At 40.6% G+C, this 18,356-nt stretch carries 21 protein-coding genes and 2 pseudogenes; 13 read left to right on the forward strand and 10 right to left on the reverse strand.

Translation table 11 applies throughout. From position 1 onward, the window contains the following. Window positions 1-434: 434 nt before the first annotated feature. Window positions 435-1,046 carry a YczE/YyaS/YitT family protein gene (locus CP943_RS03310; RefSeq protein ID WP_050820807.1) on the reverse strand — a complete coding sequence of 204 codons (612 nt, stop codon included), beginning with the start codon at window positions 1,044-1,046 and terminating at the stop codon, window positions 435-437. A gap of 109 nt (window positions 1,047-1,155) precedes the next feature. Between CP943_RS03310 and CP943_RS03315 the strand changes: the two genes are divergently transcribed. The 3 genes from CP943_RS03315 to CP943_RS03325 are packed head-to-tail and all read left to right on the forward strand — an operon-like array spanning window position 1,156 to window position 2,792. After that, a complete protein-coding gene (locus tag CP943_RS03315) occupies window positions 1,156-1,608 on the forward strand; it encodes a MarR family winged helix-turn-helix transcriptional regulator (RefSeq protein ID WP_023857834.1) in 453 nt (150 codons plus the stop codon). A gap of 25 nt (window positions 1,609-1,633) precedes the next feature. After that, entirely contained in the window at window positions 1,634-2,152 is a 519-nt protein-coding gene (locus tag CP943_RS03320; protein WP_039073244.1) for a spermidine/spermine N(1)-acetyltransferase, read from the forward strand. Between the two features lie 22 nt (window positions 2,153-2,174). Continuing rightward, window positions 2,175-2,792 carry an FMN-binding negative transcriptional regulator gene (locus CP943_RS03325; protein ID WP_105980735.1) on the forward strand — a complete coding sequence of 206 codons (618 nt, stop codon included), beginning with the start codon at window positions 2,175-2,177 and terminating at the stop codon, window positions 2,790-2,792. A gap of 268 nt (window positions 2,793-3,060) precedes the next feature. On the opposite strand, the gene CP943_RS03330 is transcribed toward CP943_RS03325, so the two are convergent. Then, complete coding sequence (locus tag CP943_RS03330) at window positions 3,061-3,975, reverse strand: arginase family protein (RefSeq protein WP_105980736.1); 915 nt, start codon at window positions 3,973-3,975, stop codon at window positions 3,061-3,063. Window positions 3,976-4,080: 105 nt separating this feature from the next. On the opposite strand from CP943_RS03330, the gene CP943_RS03335 reads away from it, so the two are divergent. Together CP943_RS03335 and CP943_RS03340 are read left to right on the forward strand one after the other, a co-directional pair. Further along, the gene (locus CP943_RS03335; RefSeq protein ID WP_105980737.1) at window positions 4,081-4,416 is read left to right on the forward strand and encodes a winged helix-turn-helix transcriptional regulator; all 336 of its coding nucleotides are present in this window, start codon (window positions 4,081-4,083) and stop codon (window positions 4,414-4,416) included. Window positions 4,417-4,732: 316 nt separating this feature from the next. After that, window positions 4,733-5,605, forward strand: a complete 873-nt coding sequence (locus CP943_RS03340; RefSeq protein WP_025810048.1) for a YitT family protein — start codon at window positions 4,733-4,735, stop codon at window positions 5,603-5,605. A 591-nt stretch (window positions 5,606-6,196) separates the two neighbouring features. On the opposite strand, the gene CP943_RS03350 is transcribed toward CP943_RS03340, so the two are convergent. From CP943_RS03350 to CP943_RS03360, 3 genes are all read right to left on the reverse strand, one after another. Then, the gene (locus CP943_RS03350; RefSeq protein ID WP_039073246.1) at window positions 6,197-6,742 is read right to left on the reverse strand and encodes a hypothetical protein; all 546 of its coding nucleotides are present in this window, start codon (window positions 6,740-6,742) and stop codon (window positions 6,197-6,199) included. Window positions 6,743-6,758: 16 nt separating this feature from the next. Next, window positions 6,759-7,037: a colicin E3/pyocin S6 family cytotoxin gene (locus CP943_RS03355; protein ID WP_039073247.1), complete on the reverse strand. Its 279-nt coding sequence runs from the start codon at window positions 7,035-7,037 to the stop codon at window positions 6,759-6,761. A 550-nt stretch (window positions 7,038-7,587) separates the two neighbouring features. Next, a complete protein-coding gene (locus CP943_RS03360; RefSeq protein WP_105980738.1) occupies window positions 7,588-8,700 on the reverse strand; it encodes a Gfo/Idh/MocA family protein in 1,113 nt (370 codons plus the stop codon). A 110-nt stretch (window positions 8,701-8,810) separates the two neighbouring features. On the opposite strand from CP943_RS03360, the gene CP943_RS03365 reads away from it, so the two are divergent. Together CP943_RS03365 and CP943_RS23080 are read left to right on the forward strand one after the other, a co-directional pair. Further along, window positions 8,811-9,677 carry a LysR family transcriptional regulator gene (locus CP943_RS03365; RefSeq protein ID WP_105980739.1) on the forward strand — a complete coding sequence of 289 codons (867 nt, stop codon included), beginning with the start codon at window positions 8,811-8,813 and terminating at the stop codon, window positions 9,675-9,677. A gap of 183 nt (window positions 9,678-9,860) precedes the next feature. Beyond that, window positions 9,861-10,001, forward strand: a pseudogene (locus tag CP943_RS23080) (ISL3 family transposase); the annotation flags it as partial. Window positions 10,002-10,041: 40 nt separating this feature from the next. Here CP943_RS23080 and CP943_RS03370 read toward each other — a convergent pair. Then, window positions 10,042-10,614 carry an RBBP9/YdeN family alpha/beta hydrolase gene (locus tag CP943_RS03370; RefSeq protein ID WP_020450297.1) on the reverse strand — a complete coding sequence of 191 codons (573 nt, stop codon included), beginning with the start codon at window positions 10,612-10,614 and terminating at the stop codon, window positions 10,042-10,044. Window positions 10,615-10,697: 83 nt separating this feature from the next. Further along, window positions 10,698-11,027, reverse strand: coding sequence for a winged helix-turn-helix transcriptional regulator (locus tag CP943_RS03375; protein ID WP_105980740.1), 330 nt, complete (start codon window positions 11,025-11,027; stop codon window positions 10,698-10,700). A gap of 163 nt (window positions 11,028-11,190) precedes the next feature. Here CP943_RS03375 and CP943_RS03380 point away from each other — a divergent pair, with 163 nt between their 5' ends. Beyond that, window positions 11,191-11,433 carry a hypothetical protein gene (locus CP943_RS03380; RefSeq protein WP_095292663.1) on the forward strand — a complete coding sequence of 81 codons (243 nt, stop codon included), beginning with the start codon at window positions 11,191-11,193 and terminating at the stop codon, window positions 11,431-11,433. 76 nt (window positions 11,434-11,509) lie between these two features. On the opposite strand, the gene CP943_RS03385 is transcribed toward CP943_RS03380, so the two are convergent. Then, window positions 11,510-12,298, reverse strand: a complete 789-nt coding sequence (locus CP943_RS03385; protein WP_095292666.1) for a cyclase family protein — start codon at window positions 12,296-12,298, stop codon at window positions 11,510-11,512. 129 nt (window positions 12,299-12,427) lie between these two features. After that, window positions 12,428-13,810 carry an amino acid permease gene (locus tag CP943_RS03390; RefSeq protein WP_105980741.1) on the reverse strand — a complete coding sequence of 461 codons (1,383 nt, stop codon included), beginning with the start codon at window positions 13,808-13,810 and terminating at the stop codon, window positions 12,428-12,430. Between the two features lie 601 nt (window positions 13,811-14,411). Here CP943_RS03390 and CP943_RS03395 point away from each other — a divergent pair. The 5 genes from CP943_RS03395 (at window position 14,412) to CP943_RS03410 (ending at window position 17,469) form a co-directional block, all read left to right on the forward strand. Next, the gene (locus CP943_RS03395) at window positions 14,412-15,050 is read left to right on the forward strand and encodes a DUF2306 domain-containing protein (RefSeq protein WP_105980742.1); all 639 of its coding nucleotides are present in this window, start codon (window positions 14,412-14,414) and stop codon (window positions 15,048-15,050) included. Window positions 15,051-15,242: 192 nt separating this feature from the next. Next, on the forward strand, window positions 15,243-15,548 hold the full coding sequence (locus CP943_RS22785; protein ID WP_249175954.1) for a YIP1 family protein: 306 nt from the start codon (window positions 15,243-15,245) through the stop codon (window positions 15,546-15,548). Between the two features lie 2 nt (window positions 15,549-15,550). Beyond that, window positions 15,551-16,009, forward strand: a complete 459-nt coding sequence (locus tag CP943_RS03400) for a YIP1 family protein (RefSeq protein ID WP_245117823.1) — start codon at window positions 15,551-15,553, stop codon at window positions 16,007-16,009. A gap of 113 nt (window positions 16,010-16,122) precedes the next feature. Continuing rightward, the gene (locus CP943_RS03405; protein ID WP_105981348.1) at window positions 16,123-16,704 is read left to right on the forward strand and encodes a TetR/AcrR family transcriptional regulator; all 582 of its coding nucleotides are present in this window, start codon (window positions 16,123-16,125) and stop codon (window positions 16,702-16,704) included. Between the two features lie 24 nt (window positions 16,705-16,728). Further along, window positions 16,729-17,469, forward strand: coding sequence for an SDR family oxidoreductase (locus CP943_RS03410; RefSeq protein WP_095292673.1), 741 nt, complete (start codon window positions 16,729-16,731; stop codon window positions 17,467-17,469). A gap of 78 nt (window positions 17,470-17,547) precedes the next feature. Here the strand turns inward: CP943_RS03410 and CP943_RS22930 are convergent. Beyond that, window positions 17,548-18,276: pseudogene (locus CP943_RS22930) on the reverse strand (alpha/beta fold hydrolase); the annotation flags it as partial. Between the last annotated feature and the right edge of the window lie 80 nt (window positions 18,277-18,356).

The raw sequence follows: 18,356 nt of genomic DNA on the forward strand, positions 1-18,356 counted from the left end.
ATAACTTTTGTAACGGACAAAATACTTTCACTTTTATTGAAGTCCTTATGGGGGAACCCCCCATGAAGGTTCAAGTTTTCTCGGCAGTATCACCGAATACCAAGGGTTATGAGTCCTTGGTATTTTTTTCTTTTTTGTTTTTAACTATGTTAGGCTTTTGTAAAAGGTCGAATAGATAACAAGGAGGCGCAAAATGGGGAAACTCTCAACTTATCTATTGAAAGTTTGGCTCGCAATACCTAGATGGTTCAGAATGTTTACTTTAAGTGCAATCACCATATATGTTTTATGGTCATTGTTCATTAATGGAGTGAAAAATATATTTAGATTATCTCTCTCTTCCTTGATTGTAAGTCTAATAGCTTCCGGAATCATATTGATAATTTTCAATAAAAGTTCTGTGAAAAAGTAGGGAGTGGCATTAAAAACATTTCTTATCGTAATATACGAGCGTCTGTAAAGCGGCCTAATACTTTTCCAGCAAACGGCATAAAAAAATGAAGAACAAGCCCTCCTAAACAAACGGTTAATAAAGTTCCGATGCCAATCGGTCCTTTTAAGATGACGGCCGCTGTCAAGAAGACGAGGTAAATGATGGTTCTCGAAACAAATATGTTGGTTCTCGTTAATTCTTTTATGATGAATGTGAATCGGTCAATTGGCATCGGAGCAAAATTTGTGTATAAGTATGTCGCGGTTCCTAAACCTGTAACAACCAAGCCGATTCCAAAACAAATCACTTTGCTCCACCATTGTTCTGGTGTGATAAAAAAGTGCAGGAAAAAAAGCCACATATCAATGCCGATCCCCGTTATAAACGCCGTTAGCATCCCTGAAACTTCCGGTCTTTGGCTTTTTAAAAAAGAATTGCAGCCTATGAATAGCAAAGCAATGATGACTTCCCAACTTCCCACAGTAAGCCCCACATGTATGGACAGTCCCACCAAAAGTGCGTCAAAAGGCGAAGCGCCAAGATCTGATTGAATCGTAAAAGCAATCCCAAGGGTTAAGATTAAAATTCCTAATACATAAAAAACATATTTCACTTAACTCGCCCTCTTTATTTTTATTGCAAATACAACAAAATTTCGGTATATTTAATGTACGCCATTTATGTTGTATTTGCAACAAAAACATGTTCGAAAGGAGTTTATGATGAAGGATATTCTTCGTGAAATTGGAATGATTGCCCGGGCTTTGGATTCTATAAGCAATATCGAATTTAAAGAACATGACCTGACAAAAGGGCAATATTTGTACCTTGTCCGAATATGCGAAAACCCGGGAATCATTCAGGAGAAGTTAGCTGAAATGATTAAAGTGGACCGGACCACCGCAGCCCGCGCTATAAAAAAACTTGAAATGAAAGGCTTTATTGAACGGAGAGATGATGAATATAACAAAAAAATAAAAAAACTCTTTCCGACGGAAAAGGGGAATGAGGTATTTCCTTTTATAAAAAGAGAAAATGATCATTCGAATTGTGTGGCATTAGAGGGGTTTTCCGAGGGGGAAGCGGAGACCATCTTCAATCTTCTTCAAAGAGTAAGAAAAAATGTAGAAAAAGACTGGGAGTTTGTGAAAAAGGGGAACAAGAGAAATTATTGACGGCATAAAGGAGCGGCAGATTGAAATGACAGTAAATATAAAAAGGTGCACCCTTGAAGACTTACAAAAGCTTCAAGAAATTGGTTGTGAAACATTTAATGAGACATTTAAGCATCAGAACTCGCCGGAAAATATGAAGGCCTATTTGGAAAAGGCGTTTCACTTAACACAATTAGAAAAAGAACTATCCAACAGCGCTTCGCAATTCTTTTTTGTCTATTGTAACAATGAAATCGCTGGATATTTAAAGGTCAATACTGATGAGGCCCAAACTGAAAAAATGGGTGATGAATCACTTGAAATTGAGAGAATTTATATCAAGAACGAGTTTCAAAAACATGGGCTTGGCAAATATCTGTTCAATAAAGCTATGGAAATTGCGAAGGAACTGAATAAAAAGAAAATCTGGCTGGGCGTATGGGAAAAAAACGAAAACGCAATTGTTTTTTATAAGAAAATGGGGTTTGTTCAAACCGGTGCTCACTCTTTTTATATGGGAGATGAAGAACAAACGGACTTGATCATGACCAAAACACTCCTATAACTTTTTTGAAAGGAGGATGACGATGTATATTCCAAAATATTTTAAAGTCGAAAATGTTGATGAAATTTTGGATTTTGTCCAAAAAAACTCTTTTGGCACGATTGTTACGACAGAACAAGGGAAGCCAATCGCTACTCATTTGCCTTTGGGGTTCAATAAAAAAGGTGATGATTACTATATCACCGGCCATGTCTCTTTTGGAAATCTGCAGTGGAGAACTTTTGAAACCTGTCAAGATGTGCTTGTTATGTTTCAGGGGCCGCACGCATACATTTCTTCTTCCTGGTATGGGCATGAGGAAGTGCCGACATGGAATTATCAAGCCATCCATATATACGGTCAAGCAAGCATTCTAGAGAGAGATGAATTAATAGAAGAATTAACAATTATGATGGGAAAATACGAAAAACACCGAGAAAATCCAATTTTATGGGATAACCTTTCTCCTCAACTTTTAGAAAGACAACTGAAAGCGATTGTCGGGTTTAAGATTAAGGTGGAAGACATTCAGGCTGCATATAAATTAAGTCAAAACCGAAATGATACAGACTACATGAACATCATTGATCAATTGCAAAATGAAGGAGATCCCAATGCGGAGCAATTGGCGGCAGTGATGAAAAAGAGGCTGGAAAATTAAATATAAATCCACCTTCAACCCCATGCAGGAGTTAAAGGTCGGAATCAGAGCCGTCATTTATGCAGCATCTTAAAGATCGAGCGGGAAATAAAAAGGCAGGCCGAATGGTTAGGCCGAATCATCTTTGTCGAAGACTTAATGGGGTCGCAGCCCGCGAAAGTTCAAGTCTCTCGGCCGCATCATAGGAATACCAAGGGTTATGACCCCTTGGTATTTATTTATGGAGGGTTACCGACTCCATTAATTTGTTGTTGTCCCGTTTATGAAATTATTGATTTAAAATAGGGATTTCACTAAGCAATTTCTTCAAATGAATAGAGTCCCACGGCAAATGTTCGGTTATACCTAATCCAACTACATCTGTTTCGGAAGAGAGTTCTTTCAGAAGATGAAGCAGGTGCGGCATTTGCATTGTTCCCTCAGGAGAAAAAGTTACAGGTGCTTCAGGATTGGCGAATAATAAAGAACGAAACGCCTTCGGATCAAGCACGTCTAAATCAAGGTGTATGGCCAGATACTTGATGTTGCTTTCTTTTATCCATTCTTTTATAGAATTGGTACTGGTCATTAACTCTTTAGTTCCGGCAGTTCTAATCCCAAGTCTTTGAATCACTTCAGTGTCTGGTTCTGTGGGAACTATACCTTGTCTTTGAAGTGCTTTTGATATCGCGTTTGTTTCTTCTTCTGTAGGAGCTGCTAATCCCGCGATAAAGACATTTTCAGGTTTAAGGGGAATGTTCACATGTTTTGCGAACTCTTCATCTCCTTCTCCCAAAAGGTTCCCGAGCGGTAAAGTATGACCGTTATCATATCCTGCATATCTAACTAAATCGCTGTGAGCGTCAATCCAAATTAAACCTAAGTCCCCGCCGTATCGTTCGTTTAAATAAGCAAATGGTGCTTGTTCGACTAAGCAGTCACCGCCAAACATGACAATGCGATCCGGCTTATGGGCATGAATGATATGCTGAGCAGCCTCCAATTGTTCCAGCAGTTGTTTTCTCCCGTTTATTCCGTTTTCGTTTTCAAGTGGAGTTCCATCATAAGTTTGAACCGGAACATGAATAAGGGGCTGATCATTTTCAGGAGCCAGCCAAGCAAGCAGTTCCGCTCCAAAAGAGTAGTTGGGATTGTTTCCCCCTTGCCATTGCGGCATCAACAGACGTATCGTTTTTTTAGCCATGTTATCGTCTCCTTTACTTCAAATTACGGTTAGTATAAAATGAACGCAAACAAAAAAACAGTACGCACTTTTTTGATAGGTACTATCCGAAAGGGAAGTGTTAATATGAGTATGGCTGAATATAAAGGCAAAGTTAAAAATATTCAAGATACACCTTTTGGCTACACATTGTCCGTGATCGGCGGCAAATGGAAAATGGTTATTATTTATCTCCTCGCGGAAAATCAACCGGTTCGCTTTAATGAGCTGAAAAGACAAATAGGGGCTATTACTTATAAAACATTGAGTTCACAACTTAAAGAATTGGAAGCGGATGGTCTGGTGAAGCGGGAAGAGTACCCTCAAGTTCCCCCAAAGGTCGAGTACAGTCTCACTGGTAAAGCGGAATCACTATTGCCGGTTTTAGAAGGGTTATGTGAATGGGGGGTGAAAAACCAATAAAGTTAAGGATTCATTCATCTTGGAGAGAGAAGAATCAAATGCTTCGTTCTATTGCCGACAATCCTTTTGTCTGGCCGGAAAATGTCCATAAACATTAGGGCCTTTATTGGTTATTCACCAGTTGCGGAAACGGGGTGCTTGCAAAATAGTTCCAACCACTGGCACATGAATGTTCCAAGTCTAAAAGGGTTACCTTAATCCAATGTAATGATCGGTATTTGCAGCAGCCGCTCAAAAAACGTGATTGAACTTTTGAACCTAGAAAAACTGTTATGGTATATTTAAATATAACGTAAAATTTGAAATGAGGAATGGCATGAATAAAATCGAAAAACATAAGAAATTTAAAGCGAAAATGATTTTCAAAGTTATAATGGTCATGATCGGAGGAATCATAGCGGCCTATGGATTGGAAACAGTGCTGATTCCTAACAATGTATCTGATGGCGGAGTGACAGGACTCAGCATTGTTGGTTCACAACTATTTGACTTGCCGCTTGGTATACTTATCGCAGCTCTAAACATCCCGTTTGTCTGGCTGGGATATAAGCAAATCGGGAAAAGCTTTGCGTTATTATCGATTATCGGAATCGCATCACTTGCAGCAGGTACAAGTTTTATGCACCACACTCCGGCTATAATCGAAGGGGACACTTTGTTAGTCACTGTTGTCGGAGGGATCATCCTTGGTTTTGGAATGGGGCTGGCGCTGCGTAATGGCGGAGCATTGGACGGAATTGATATGCTTGCTGTGCTGTTATCGCGCAAATTGCCATTTGGAACGAGCGATCTCATTCTATTCTTTAACCTTTTTGTGTTTATTTTTGTTTCCGCTGTATTTGGCTTGCAAGGGGCATTGCTATCAGTCATCGCCTACTATATTGCGTCCAAAGTCATTCATGTTGTCGAGGAAGGATTAAGCGGTTCTAAAACCTTTCAAATTATTACAACAGAACCTGAGTTGATGGTGGAGACAATTCGCGATCAATTGGGCCGAAGTGCTACATATAAAGAAGCTTACGGTGGTTTTTCCCACGAAAAGTTTAAAGAAATTACATGTGTCATCAACCGTTTAGAAGACACCAAATTAAAGGAAATCATTAATGAAGTTGATAAAAATGCTTTTGTCACTGTATATGACGTAGCTGAAGTCAAAGGCAGTAATTTTAGAAAACCTAATATTCATTAATTAGGGATTTCCTAAGAAAAAACATACCAAAGCTTGTTGGTATGTTTTTTTATATCATGTCGGTTTCCGAACATGACCATCAAGCTAACATCCACAACATTTGGAGTTTAACCTTTTTTACAAGAAAACGGTTTATATGTTCGTTTAAAACCTCGCTACATTTAAAAAACACCACTATCGCCGAAATAAAAGAGCGGTTTTTTCGAAGCTCTAAAAATGCAGATGATGTACAGATGAATCGACCACAAATTGGACAAAACGTGTTAGTTGAAGGAAATGACTTCTGCGGTTATACATCCAGTAAAGTCGTTGCGTTGGGTCAAATTTATAATAACTAGAATCAACTGGTAAGTAAGACTTAAAATGTGCTAACACTTTTGGTTACTGTAGGAGTTGTTGTCGATCCAACAACTAAGGCATCTCTGGCAGCGATCATGCAATGGAATATGAGAAACCGCAAAAATAATCCTTACTTTGATGGAACCAATCTATATGAAAGAGGAGGATACTGGATACCTCCTCTTTCATTACTTTATTTTATTCACCTTTAACTTTTTCTTTTTTATTTGAATAACACAAGATTGCTGTATTTTAGTCTGGACAAATTTCTAGTAGATCAAAAAACAATGCATTCTCTACTGTTACTTGTGATCCAAAAAACGTGACATCTTTTTTAAAATCCAGCCCGCATACAACCTCGTTCATCTCCGAATAGGATAATTCAATGAACTCTTTCTTTGAAAAATATTCTTTTACACAATCTTCAAATTCTTGTTGTTTAGTGTTATAAGGTTGAGTATCAAAACCCTCAAGAGTTGGGACAGTTCTATTCACATCTCTGTTTTCAACTTGAAATTCGTGCTGAAGATAAAATAAAGGTGCAAGCTTAGATAGCATTAAAATGGTACTATAAGTAACTTCAAATTCCCCTTTTGTGTAGTCTTCATACTCAAATATTAATTTTGACGACGGCCATATTTCACCAAAATTTACGTCTGTGATTATCATATTATTATTCTCGGAAAATTTTTTTATTGCTTCTGGTATTACAAACTGCTCGCGGCATTTAGTAAGATAATCTGATTCGTTATTGTTTCTGTAGTATTTATCTATAGTTTCGTAGACTAGATCGTTCATTTTAATTTTCACTTCCTTAGTTCATTTTTAAATCATGACGTCCCGATTTGTCAGCTGGTTTAGTTTCGTTTAAGTTAAAGTTAAAGTCCACTTCTCCTTGATGTTTCCCTCTTTTATTAACAACTTCAAATCTACCATGTTGGGTGTCCACTGCATAGTATTTGCCTGTTTTCGAATCCAAATACACATCTCTTTGATTAATTTTAGTTAATTTTGAATCCTTTTTCCAATTTCTTTGCTTAGCAAAATCAGCAGCAGTGGCTCTAACCAATGGAATTTTTTCATTCAAATTCATTTTAGCTATCTTTTTTTCAAATAATCCAATACTATCCTCCTTTATATAAAATCACCAAGAAATTATACAGGTATATAAACTGTTATTAAAGAAAAATAAACCATTTAAACTTTAAATATATAATAAAGTTCTTTTTCTCTCCTTTGTTTCTACATAAAAAACCCATCTCACAAAGAAATTAATTGATCTAAATTTCATATTTAATTCTTTTTTCAAATAGATTAATCAGCAAGGACTTTTTTAGAGAAATCTAGGATTACTGTGTCTTATTCCAAGGAATCCCCCTACTCATCCTCATTTGACTGATAGCTTTCTCTGCCTAAGACTAATGATAAAAAAGATCAATTAAGAATACTGTTTAAGTAAACTTAATTGATCTTATAATACGATGTAACCTCCCTGGGCCGCTAAACTTTTAAGGAGGTCTATGTATATAAACCTTTGGGGCTAACTTTTGTCGAGCTCGCTTTTGTACATGTTTTTAGGATAACAATTTTCTCAAGCTTGATCAGCATGTGCAAGGACCATGTAAATAAAAGATATACGGTTCCTACTCATTTTTTAAGAGTACTTTTTTACCGGTCTTTGCCGACTTCCGAATGGCGTCTAACAACCGGTGCAGTTTGACAGCGTCATGAAAGTTTGGGATTTGATTTTTATGTTCAAATATATCTTCCGCTAAAATAGTATAAGCAGTTTCAACATAGCCTCTTGCACCATGATCCTTTACTGGGGAAATTTTTACTTCTTCAGAATAAACATCTTCAGCATTTAACAAATTATGAGGATGTGTAATCTTTTTGACTTTGAGATTGCCAAATTGTACGTGTCCTGAGGAATGATGCTGTGTTAAACGCAAAACACCTTTTTCCCCTCTAATCTCTAATTGAAAAGCTGGATAAACTCCGCCCTGAATATGGACAGAGGCTGAAGCGCCATTAACGAGCGTCCCCTGGATTAAAATTTGGTCAGCTGTGTTTTTTGGTATTTTCATCCCTGTTTCTTGTATAACGGCTTCTGTATAATGACTGTTCATTGCAGCTGATAATTCTTTAAAATCACCCAGGATATGACAAAGAACATCAAGCGAGTGACCACCGTTGATTGTAAGAAGGTTCGCCCCATTTTCTCTTTTTAAAAGGTAACTGCTTTTTTCATCTGTTATTCTTCCCTTTCCTTGTGTTGCTACCTGCATCGTGCAGGAGATGACCTTGCCGATCTCCCCCTGTTTGATTGCCCGCTTTAAATAATTGACTTCTGGAGATTGCCTTCCCTGTAATCCAATCGCATGATGAATGTTTGCGTCATCTGCCAATTTTGCCAGTTTTTCAGCCTGCACAGTATCTTTGCCTAAAGGCCATTCACAATATATATGTTTATTTTCTTCTATGGCTGCAAGCGAAGCTTCATAATGGAAAGGAACCTTTATACTGACGACTACCAAATCAACATCTTTTGATTGTGCTAATTCCTTATAATCTGTAAAAGCAGAGGCAGCCTTAAGCATCATAGCGCTTTTTTTTGCGGTTTCCATTTTTGATGTTCCAATCGCCGTTATTTCATAAAAAGGATTTTCCTTCAATACCGGAATATGTGTTTGACTAGCCCATTGATTATTCAAAGATCCGCCTATAATCCCTGCTTTTATCACGTTGTTCTTCATTAGCTATCCCTCCAAAACTCTTTAAACCGAGTATAATTAAAATTAGAGATCATTTTAAATGTTAAGTTATGATGGTTATATCACTTTTTTTGATGGGGGTTGAAATATGAATGGATATTGAAAACATGAAAGCTTTTGTTTCAGTGGCGGAATTAAAAAGCATATCTGCTGCTGCAATTAAATTGAATCACCTTCAATCCAATATGACTGCGAAAATAAAAAAAATCGAAACTCATTATCATCAACAACTGTTTATCAGAAATTCAAAAGGAGTCAAACTAACGAAAGAGGGAGAAAAATTATATCATCAATACAAGAAAATCTTGTTCGTTTGGGAAGAAACCGAAAACATCATGAAAAAACACGATGAAAAACTCCGTATTGGCACGATGATATCTGTTGGTGGAACTCAATTCTCAAGTGCTTTAAATAAGCTTTATCATACATATCCTGATTTATCGGTAACATTAAAAACAGGTTCAACAGAATATATTGAAAATCAAGTTCTCCTTGGAAAAATCGATGTTGCTTATACGATTGGATCGCTAAACAATAAAAAGATAAGTTATCAAAAAGTGGGATATGAAGAATTGGTGATCATAGGCCAAGGTATAGATCAATATACGAGATTTGATGATTATATAAACGGAAAAAACGTACTTGTATTATCAGATAAGTGCTTGTATCTAACATTATTATGTCATATTTTTGAAGATTCGAACATCCAACAGGGGGAAATCATTGAAGTGGGCGATCCAGAATCCTTAGTGCAATTTGCATTGATGGGTATGGGAATTTCCTTAGTATCAAAGCGCATAGCAGATCGCTACAATATCCATCATTATTTAGAAGTTCCATCACCTTATAGATACGTCGATTTATATTTCATTACACGACTAAATCATAAATTTACACCTATAGAGAAACAGTTTATTGAATTAAATAACTCGCTTAGCGACATCATTAAAGGAATGTAAGGTTGATAAAAAAGTTATGCTCTCTTAAAACCAATACAAATAGGTGTACCCTTATGCGTGAAAGATATATCAATGAACGGGATTCATTTCTTTTGGGAACTTGGTTAGGTAATATCCCTGATCTAAATTAGAGATGACTCATTTTGAAGCTTTAAGTGCTAAGCCTTTACAAGAAACATAACGCGCTTTCATTCAAGTGCCTTCAACAAAGCTATATTATACACATTTTCAATTGGCATGACGTAACAGACCACTTCAAAACAGGGAACTTTGGCATCGATTTTTTCCACACTTATTAAGAAATTGGAGAAGGGCGGCTTCTAAGCCCTTTGCCGCCCTAAAATCCGAATATCCTTTATTGTTTTTAGCAAGTTTCTTTTGAGAAATAGGAGTTTAAAACATCATAAACAATCGGCAAAGAAGTAAATCCGTCAGTTTCTAAAAAGTGCCCCCCGTGTTGAACTTCGTAAAGCTTAGCGTCAATTTGTTGCGCCAGATCTTTGCTCCATGCAAATGGCACAATTTGATCGTCTCTAGAGGCAATGACAGCACGATGCTTAGCTGACTCAATGATGTTTTGAAAATCAAACGATTCCTCGGTAAATTCATCTAACATCTTTAAATCGGGCAGTGACTTGGCAAAGCCGGAAACGAGCAGAATTCCGCCAAGTGGTTGACGCAATTGCGTTTGTTCCAAAAACCTCAGAACGGCGGCGCACCCCAGGCTGTGTGCAACCAGATAAGTATGTTTATTTAATGTGTGCTTATTTAAAGAGAGCGTATCAAGCCAATCTTTAAGCCTTGGCTGGTGAGGATTAGGCATGTCTAAAATTTCTGCGTGTATTCCGTCTGCAAGCAGACGTTTTTTCAGCCAAGGAAACCAGTGGTTGGTTGAGGAGGCTCTGTAGCCATGAATGATATAAATTTGTTTTGTCATCCTGTTCTCCTTACAAATAATTTTTATTCAGTATAAAATCCCTCCCGTCGGGAAACAAGTACGCACTTTTTAGTAAGTATTTTTTACTCATAAGGCAAATCTTCTCTTTGTCCCCATCTGCACATTTCATCTATGAGAGGGTATAAAGACAGTCCTCTGTCTGATAACGAATACTCTACTCTGAGGGGATTTTGAGAAATCTCCACCCGGTGAATCAGACCGTCAGTTTGCAACTCCTTCAGCTGGGAACTTAACATTTTATGGGTGATTAACGGCATAGTCCGTTTGAGCTCCCCGTATCTCATCGTTTTTTCACACGCCAGCTCATAGAGGATTCTCATTTTCCATTTACCACCTATAAGAGATAAGGTGTATTCAAATGGAGCTTGTTTGCTGCGGCATAAGGTATTCATGGTAATCAAACCTCCTTTTTTAAGATCATAACAAAAATCAATATTGAGCCTGGCTTCAACATGAATAGCAAAAGATTCACTTGTTTTCCTTATTTTGTTGAGGAGATGTGATATGATACAAAAAAAGGGAGCGGATTTCTTCTGAAAAAGGGCGGGAATACTTTTGCGCGAATTTGCACCTCAAGTTTTTCAAACGATAGGGATTATTGGTTTTATTTTAGCTTTTGTCCAGATTCCAATCGGCTGGTTTATCGGATTTTTCTTTTCCGGTTTGTTCTTCATGATGTTGAAATCAAACAATGAAAAATCGGGAACCTTCAATGTGATGGCTGGAGCCGCGTGTTTCTTGTATTCATTTCATTGTTTGTTTACGCAAGTGTTGTGGCTGAATATAAAACAAAAATAAAAGCAGGCTGATGTCTGCTTTTATTTTTGTTATCTGTCTAGCCGGCATCCCCACAAACGAAAAGCTGCTGACGTTCTTATGCGTTTTCACCGCTAAGAATCGCAACCGGGCGCGCCCAGCCGGCAGACGCTTTTTCAACTTTTACCGGAAAAGCCATGACGTAAAATCCAGTGGAAGGCAATTGATCAAGGTTGGCGAGCTTTTCAATTTGGCAGTAAGGAATGGTGCTGCCTGAATAATGACCTTCCCAAATAATGGATGGGTCTTTTTCCTGTTCAAAGCGCTTGGCGGTCATGCTGAATGGAGCGTCCCAGCTCCAGGCGTCAGTTCCGACAAGGCGTACGCCGCGCTCCGTTAAAAATAGAGTTGCTTCACGCCCCATCCCGCAGCCGCTGTGCAGGTAATCGTTTTGTCCGTATTTGGCGCCAGCCGACGTATTCACAAGAACAATGTCGCCGGGCGCGAGTTTATGATTGATGCGGTGAAGCTCCAGTTCGATTTCTTCAGGGGTAACGATATGCCCGTCTTTCAAATGTCTGAAATCCAGTTTAACGCCAGGGCCATGAAACCAGTCAAGCGGCACTTCATCAATCGTCATCATCCGCTTGCCGTCGTCTGTAACAGAACGGTAATGATATGGAGCGTCGATATGCGTTCCGGCATGCGTGGACATCTTCACTTTTTCCAGCGACCAGCCTTCTCCCCCGGGAAGATCTTGCGAGGAAAGGCCGGGAAAGCTCTGGACCATCTGTTTAGCTCCTTGCTTATGATCCGCATATTCGATTTCAGGGACAAACCCCGGCGGATCAGACGGTATATCACCTCTTAACGATACCGACAAATCTACAATTTGATTGATTTTCATCTGTTTTCCCCTTTCTGCCTAAGCGGCTGACCATTGAAATTGTAGGCGATCAAGCTGTTATCTTTTTTATTTTACATGATGAGCCATACAAAAAGCCTGCAGAACATTTTGCAGGCGATTCGCATTTTTCTACACTTGCTGTGACTTAGGTTTCCTCAGCTTGTAAATCGCGATCAGCATGATAAACCAAACCGGCGTGACAAATAAGGCAACGCGGGTGTCCTGCGCCAGTGCAAGGACGATGAGGATAAACGTAAGAAAACCGAGAACCACATAATTTGAAAACGGGTAAAGCGGCATCTTGAATTTGTTTGTTTTCGCTAAATCCGGTCTTGTTTTGCGGTATTTCAAATGGCAAATGACGGTGATTCCCCAAATAAAGATGAAGCATATCGTCGAGATGCTTGTAATCAGCGTAAACACTTGTTCAGGCATGATATAGTTCAGCATGATGCCAATCAGAATCACGACCGCTGAGAAAAACAACGCATTGCTCGGCACTTTGCGGGAGGTCAGTTTGGTCATAGCGCCGGGCGCATTATGTTCTTTCGCAAGCGAGTATATCATCCGGCTCGTGCTGAAGACTGCGCTGTTGCTTGCCGAAGCCGCCGATGTCAGCACCACAAAATTGATGATGCTTGCAGCCGCAATGATGCCGACCGCTGCAAAGACTTGGACGAACGGACTCTCATTTGGGTTGATGACATTCCACGGATAGATGCTCATGATCACAAGGAGAGCACCGATATAAAACAGCAAAACACGGACGGGGATATTGTTGATCGCTTTAGGAATGACCTTTTTCGGATCTTTCGTTTCCCCCGCTGTCAGTCCCACAAGTTCGATGCCAACAAACGCAAAGACAACCATCTGGAATGAAAGGAGAAAACCGTGCAGTCCATTTGGAAACATGCCGCCGTGGTTCCAAAGGTTGTGAAAGGCGGCAGCGCCCGAATGGGTGGAAAATCCTTTGAAAATCATGAAAAGGCCGATCACGATCAGCGCCAATATCGCAATGACTTTGATTAATGCGAACCAGAACTCCAATTCTCCAAAAAGCTTGACGGTCGCCAGGTTCATGATCAGCAAAATGAGCAGGGCGATCAATCCGGGCAGCCATTGCGGTACATCAGGCAGCCAGTATTGGGTATAAAGCCCGACCGCGGTTAAATCGGCCATCGCGAGCGAAATCCAGCAAAACCAGTATGTCCAACCCGTTATAAATGCCGCCATGTCGCCTAAGTAGTCCCTGACAAAGTCGACAAACGAATGGTATTCCAAATTGGATAAAAGCAGTTCTCCAAGAGAACGCATAATGAAAAAACAAATGATTCCCGTAATCAGATAAGCAAATAAAATCGACGCTCCTGCAAAATGGATTGATTTCCCCGAACCAAGAAACAGCCCCGTTCCGATCGCTCCGCCGATGGCGATGAGCTGAATATGCCTGTTTTTCAGGCCTCTCGATAATTTTTGTTCGTGTATATCGTTGTCAGTTACATCTTCTGTCACTTTATGTATGCCTCCATTTTTATTTTTTAGGCCCGATCCCCGCATGTTTTAAAATCTATAATAACATTAAAATTTGAAGTAACAGATAAGATTCGCCTGATGCGTTTGTAAAGAGGTGGTTTGCGTGGAAGTAGACTGATCCTTCTTTTTGTAACCAGATCTTTATAGAATGGTCGTTGTTCATTAATCATATTTGGTTCGGAATAAGAAGCGGGAATGAATCCGTCCGTAAGTATTGTCATACCTGCTGCAAAATACATATCCGTCTGTTTGGACAGCGTGCTGAGGCAACTCCTTGAAATTGTTGAAGCCATTGTCATCGACTCGCGATTTCAGCAGAGACATCATTCAAAAGTATGCCGCAAAAGATGACAGAATTATTCCGGCTTTCCAGAAAAACGGGAGGCCCGAGCCAAGCAACAAATCGTACTTGGCCTGTTTTTAATGGGGAAGGTTTTGTCATTGAGGGCTTGATATGCCAAGCTGCTGCGCACGTCCGCTTTCGTGATACAATATAGGTATTTCAGAGAGCATGATGTATTAGGAGGAACGAAAGCTGAACAAAAGGAAATTTCAACGCAGTCAATCGGTTTTTTCGGCAATGCTGATCGTAATCGCGGTGTATGTTCTGTATACCTTGTTTGAAAATTTAATTCTTGATCCGCAATCAACATCTTTTCTCAGCCATAAATCTCACCTGCGGGACTCCTTTCATCTCCCGGTCTGGCTGAAGGTGATGTATGTTCACGTTGTTGCCGCTTGTTTGGCGATGGCTTCGGGCGCTGTCAACTTCTCCAGCGCCTTGTTGACCAAAAGCTGCAAGATTCACCGTTTTAACGGCTGGCTCTACGTCGTTTGCGTGCTAATTGTGACGCTGTCGTCAGGCTATATGGCACCGCATTCTACCGGAGGGAAGGCCGTCAGCATAGCCTTTAACATGGTGAATATGTATTGGCCTGCCGCCACGGTTATTTCCGTCATCAAAGCCCGGCGTAATCAGTTTATCAAGCACCGGAATTGGATGATTCGCAGCTATCTATTCTGTTTTACCAATCTATTTATTCATGTCATCACATTTGTGTGCCGAAGCGGATTCGGTTTGCCATACGATATCAGCTACACGATGGGCGTTTACGGGGCCATTACACTGATTGTGCTGGCGGCTGAGTGCGTCATTCATTTTACAAGCAGAAAAGCGATGGACTTTTTGCATGCAGCCGGCGCCAGCCGGTTTCGATAGGATATATATAAGTCGCTGTGCCAAGGGTATTTGAGCCCTTGGCATTCTGTGTTTTTTACAAACAGTACAGGCTTCCATCTGTTGCGGCAGTGGTCTTTTTAGCTTGGATCTCGTATTTTTAGGTAAGTTTAAGTTGGGTTTAAGGTCAATCATGTAAACTTTGAAGGATATCGCATATGGAGGAATAAAAGTATGGATGACAGAATTGAAACAAAACAAGAGCCAGTGCCTTCATTAATCGGCTTGTTCACGAACCCGGCATTGCAGTTTGAAAGAATGAAAAAGCGGCCGGCGGTTGCTCTGCCGATGTTCATTGTATTCGTTTTATCGGTTGTATCTGCTAATCTTTATCTCTCAAAAGATTTCCCCGATACGTATACCTACTTTGGAATGATCATTCTATTATGGGAGTTTTTAAAGACGGGGATCTATTTGTTTGTATCAGCTTTAATATTATGGCTGATCACGACAATAGGGGCGGAAAAACAAACTTTGTGACGATGTTTTCGCTGGCATGTTTTGTAGGTTTTGCAAAAATTATTGGCGACGTGATAAACAATACAGTTTATCGTTTTGCGAATGTGGCAGAAGGGACTTCGTTTACATCTTTGCACGATGTTTTTTCGGCCGGCGAGCCTTATAAAAGCATATTGGGCGTGTTTGATATCTTTACGGTTTGGGCGCTTGTGTTAGCAGCTGTAGGTCTGCAGAAAGCAGGTGGAGCTTCAAAACGGGCTTCATGGGTCGCCGTTACAGTTTTATTTGTTCTCAAGCTTTTGTTCGCTTGTTTTTTTGGTTTGTTTGCCGCACTTATTGAAGATATTTTTTTAGGGTTTCAATTCGGGTGCGGCGGTTCAATGGCAAACGATTTGTACCGTTCGGCCGGCACAATCAGGCTGCTATGTGGCCGTTTTTTTTGTATTTTTTTAGAAATGCCGGGTTTTTTAAGGTTTCATTGAACAAATAAAGGAGTATCAAATGACAAATATTTATTTTTGTCATTTGATACTCCTTTTGCTATGATAATGGAAAAGGAGGTGGCCGGACGGCGAAAATAAGCAGCCGTATAATGATGAAGAATTCCTCAGAGGCATTAACAAAGGAGCAAATACTTGCAGCAACAGAAGACACGTTAAGGCGGTTTGGCGTTGCCAAAACATCGATAACAGATGTCGCGAAAGCATTGGATGTCAGCCACGGCACGATTTACCGCCATTTCAAAAACAAAAAGGAGATTTTTGAAGCAGCCACGGAGAAGTGGCTGAATGAAAAGATTATGCAGCCGCTGGCAGATGTTTATCACGATACTTCCTGTACGGGCGCATCACATGTCAAAGCTTATATAGAAAAATTGTTTGAACTGAAACGTTATTATGCCCGGAAAGATGAAGAACTGTTTGAGATGTATGCTAAAGTGACCAATGAATGTACAGAGCTGGTCGACAAAAGCATTGATCAAATTATCGGGCAATTGAGCGAGCTCATCGCAGTTTGTCCTGCCAATTCAAACGATTCCGAAGAATTGGCAAGGAGCATTTTTTACGCAACAGAACGATTCCATCATCCCGCACATGCGAATGAATGGAAGAGAGAGACGATTGAACAGGAATTCAACATCGTTTGGAATTTGATAGAAAAAGGTTTTTTAAAATAAACAAACTTGAGCGGAGGATATAACATGCAGAATCTCAAAGGTAAAACAGCAATCGTAACGGGGGCTTCCCGCGGAATCGGGCGCACGATCGCAAAGCAGCTCGGGGAACTCGGAGCCAAAGTGGCAGTCAATTATTCAAGCAGTGCCGAAAAAGCGGAATCCGTTGTCAGAGAGATCATACAAAACGGCGGTGAAGCTGCTGCCGTTCAGGCTGACCTGAGCACCGTCGCAGGGGTTGAAGCATTATTCAATCAAACGATAGAAGCATTTGGCAAAGTGGATATCTTGATCAACAACGCGGGAGTAAGTATTTATAAAGCGATTCAGGACGTTACCGAAGACGATTTTGACAGACAGTTCAACCTTAATGTAAAAGGAACGTATTTTGCTTGCAAGCAGGCGATGACTTACATGGAAGAGAAAGGACGGATTATTAACTTCTCCACGTCTGTCGCAGGCCAGATGTTTCCGACATACAGCGTATATGCCGGTACAAAAGGAGCTGTTGAACAGTTCACCCGCCAGCTTGCAAAAGAATTCGCCGTCAAGCAGATCACAATTAATGCGATTGCTCCGGGACCTGTCAATACAGAGCTGTTTACAGAAGGGAAAACGGAGCAGCAGATCGAAGGGCTGAAAAAGCAGATTGCTCTCGGCCGCATCGGTGAACCGGAGGACATCGCGAATGTGATCGAGTTTTTGGTCAGCGAACAATCGCAGTGGATCACCGGGCAGACGATTCGCGTGAATGGCGGATTTATTTGAAAATCCCAACAGCTGCGCGGCGAATGCCTTCGGATACACTGAGCAGCCGACATGATTTCCGGGAAAATCAACAACTTTTGTTCCCAGTTCATTTGCTAAAGCTTCCGCATACCGGTACGGGAGAAAGCCTTTGGAATCAATGCCGCCGGCAGGCACAACGACAGCCGATGAAGCCTTCAGCCGTTTTGTGTCCGGTCTGTATGCTCTCAGAGCAGGCACTTCGGATAAAATAAAATAATCGATGTTGGCCATGAGCCGCTCCATCCGTTTTGCGGACTGCTGCGGCTGGGCCGATGCGGTGATGCCCATCGCTGCTGCGAACTCTTCTAGTGCGGACAGTCCGCTTTGTCGATAACATCGCTCAAGCTTCTCCAGACTTTCCAGTCCCAATGTGGGGTCATCGCCTGACAACAGCCTCGGAATCGGAGGTTCGTGCACTACAAGTGTCTGGATTTGTTCAGGATGACGGATTGCCAGGTCAAGCCCGATGACTACCCCTAAGCTGCAGCCGAACACATAGGCGGGTTCATCGGACAGTTCAGCCAGCAGGCGGGAGGCATCATCACTGTGTGCAGAAATCCTGTAGTTTTCGTTTGGATATTCAAGCTTGCTCCGCGAGTGTCCGCGGCGGTCATAGGTGACGACCGTGTAGCGCTTAGCAAGGAGCTCGGCCATCGGGTATGAATCAGCATCCCCGTTCCCTCCGTGAATCATCAGCAGCAAAGGTCCGGATCCCCGCGTTTCATAGTAGAGCTTTGTTCCTGAAAATACCAGTGCGCTATTATTTACCAAAGCCATAGACGTCATCTCCTTTCTTTTTTAGATTAAACGAGGCGCAGATGAGAAGAAATGCAAAAACCGATTAAGAAACAAACTCGCCATATATC

The organism is Bacillus paralicheniformis, assembly GCF_002993925.1.
Classification (GTDB): Bacteria; Bacillota; Bacilli; order Bacillales; family Bacillaceae; genus Bacillus; species Bacillus paralicheniformis.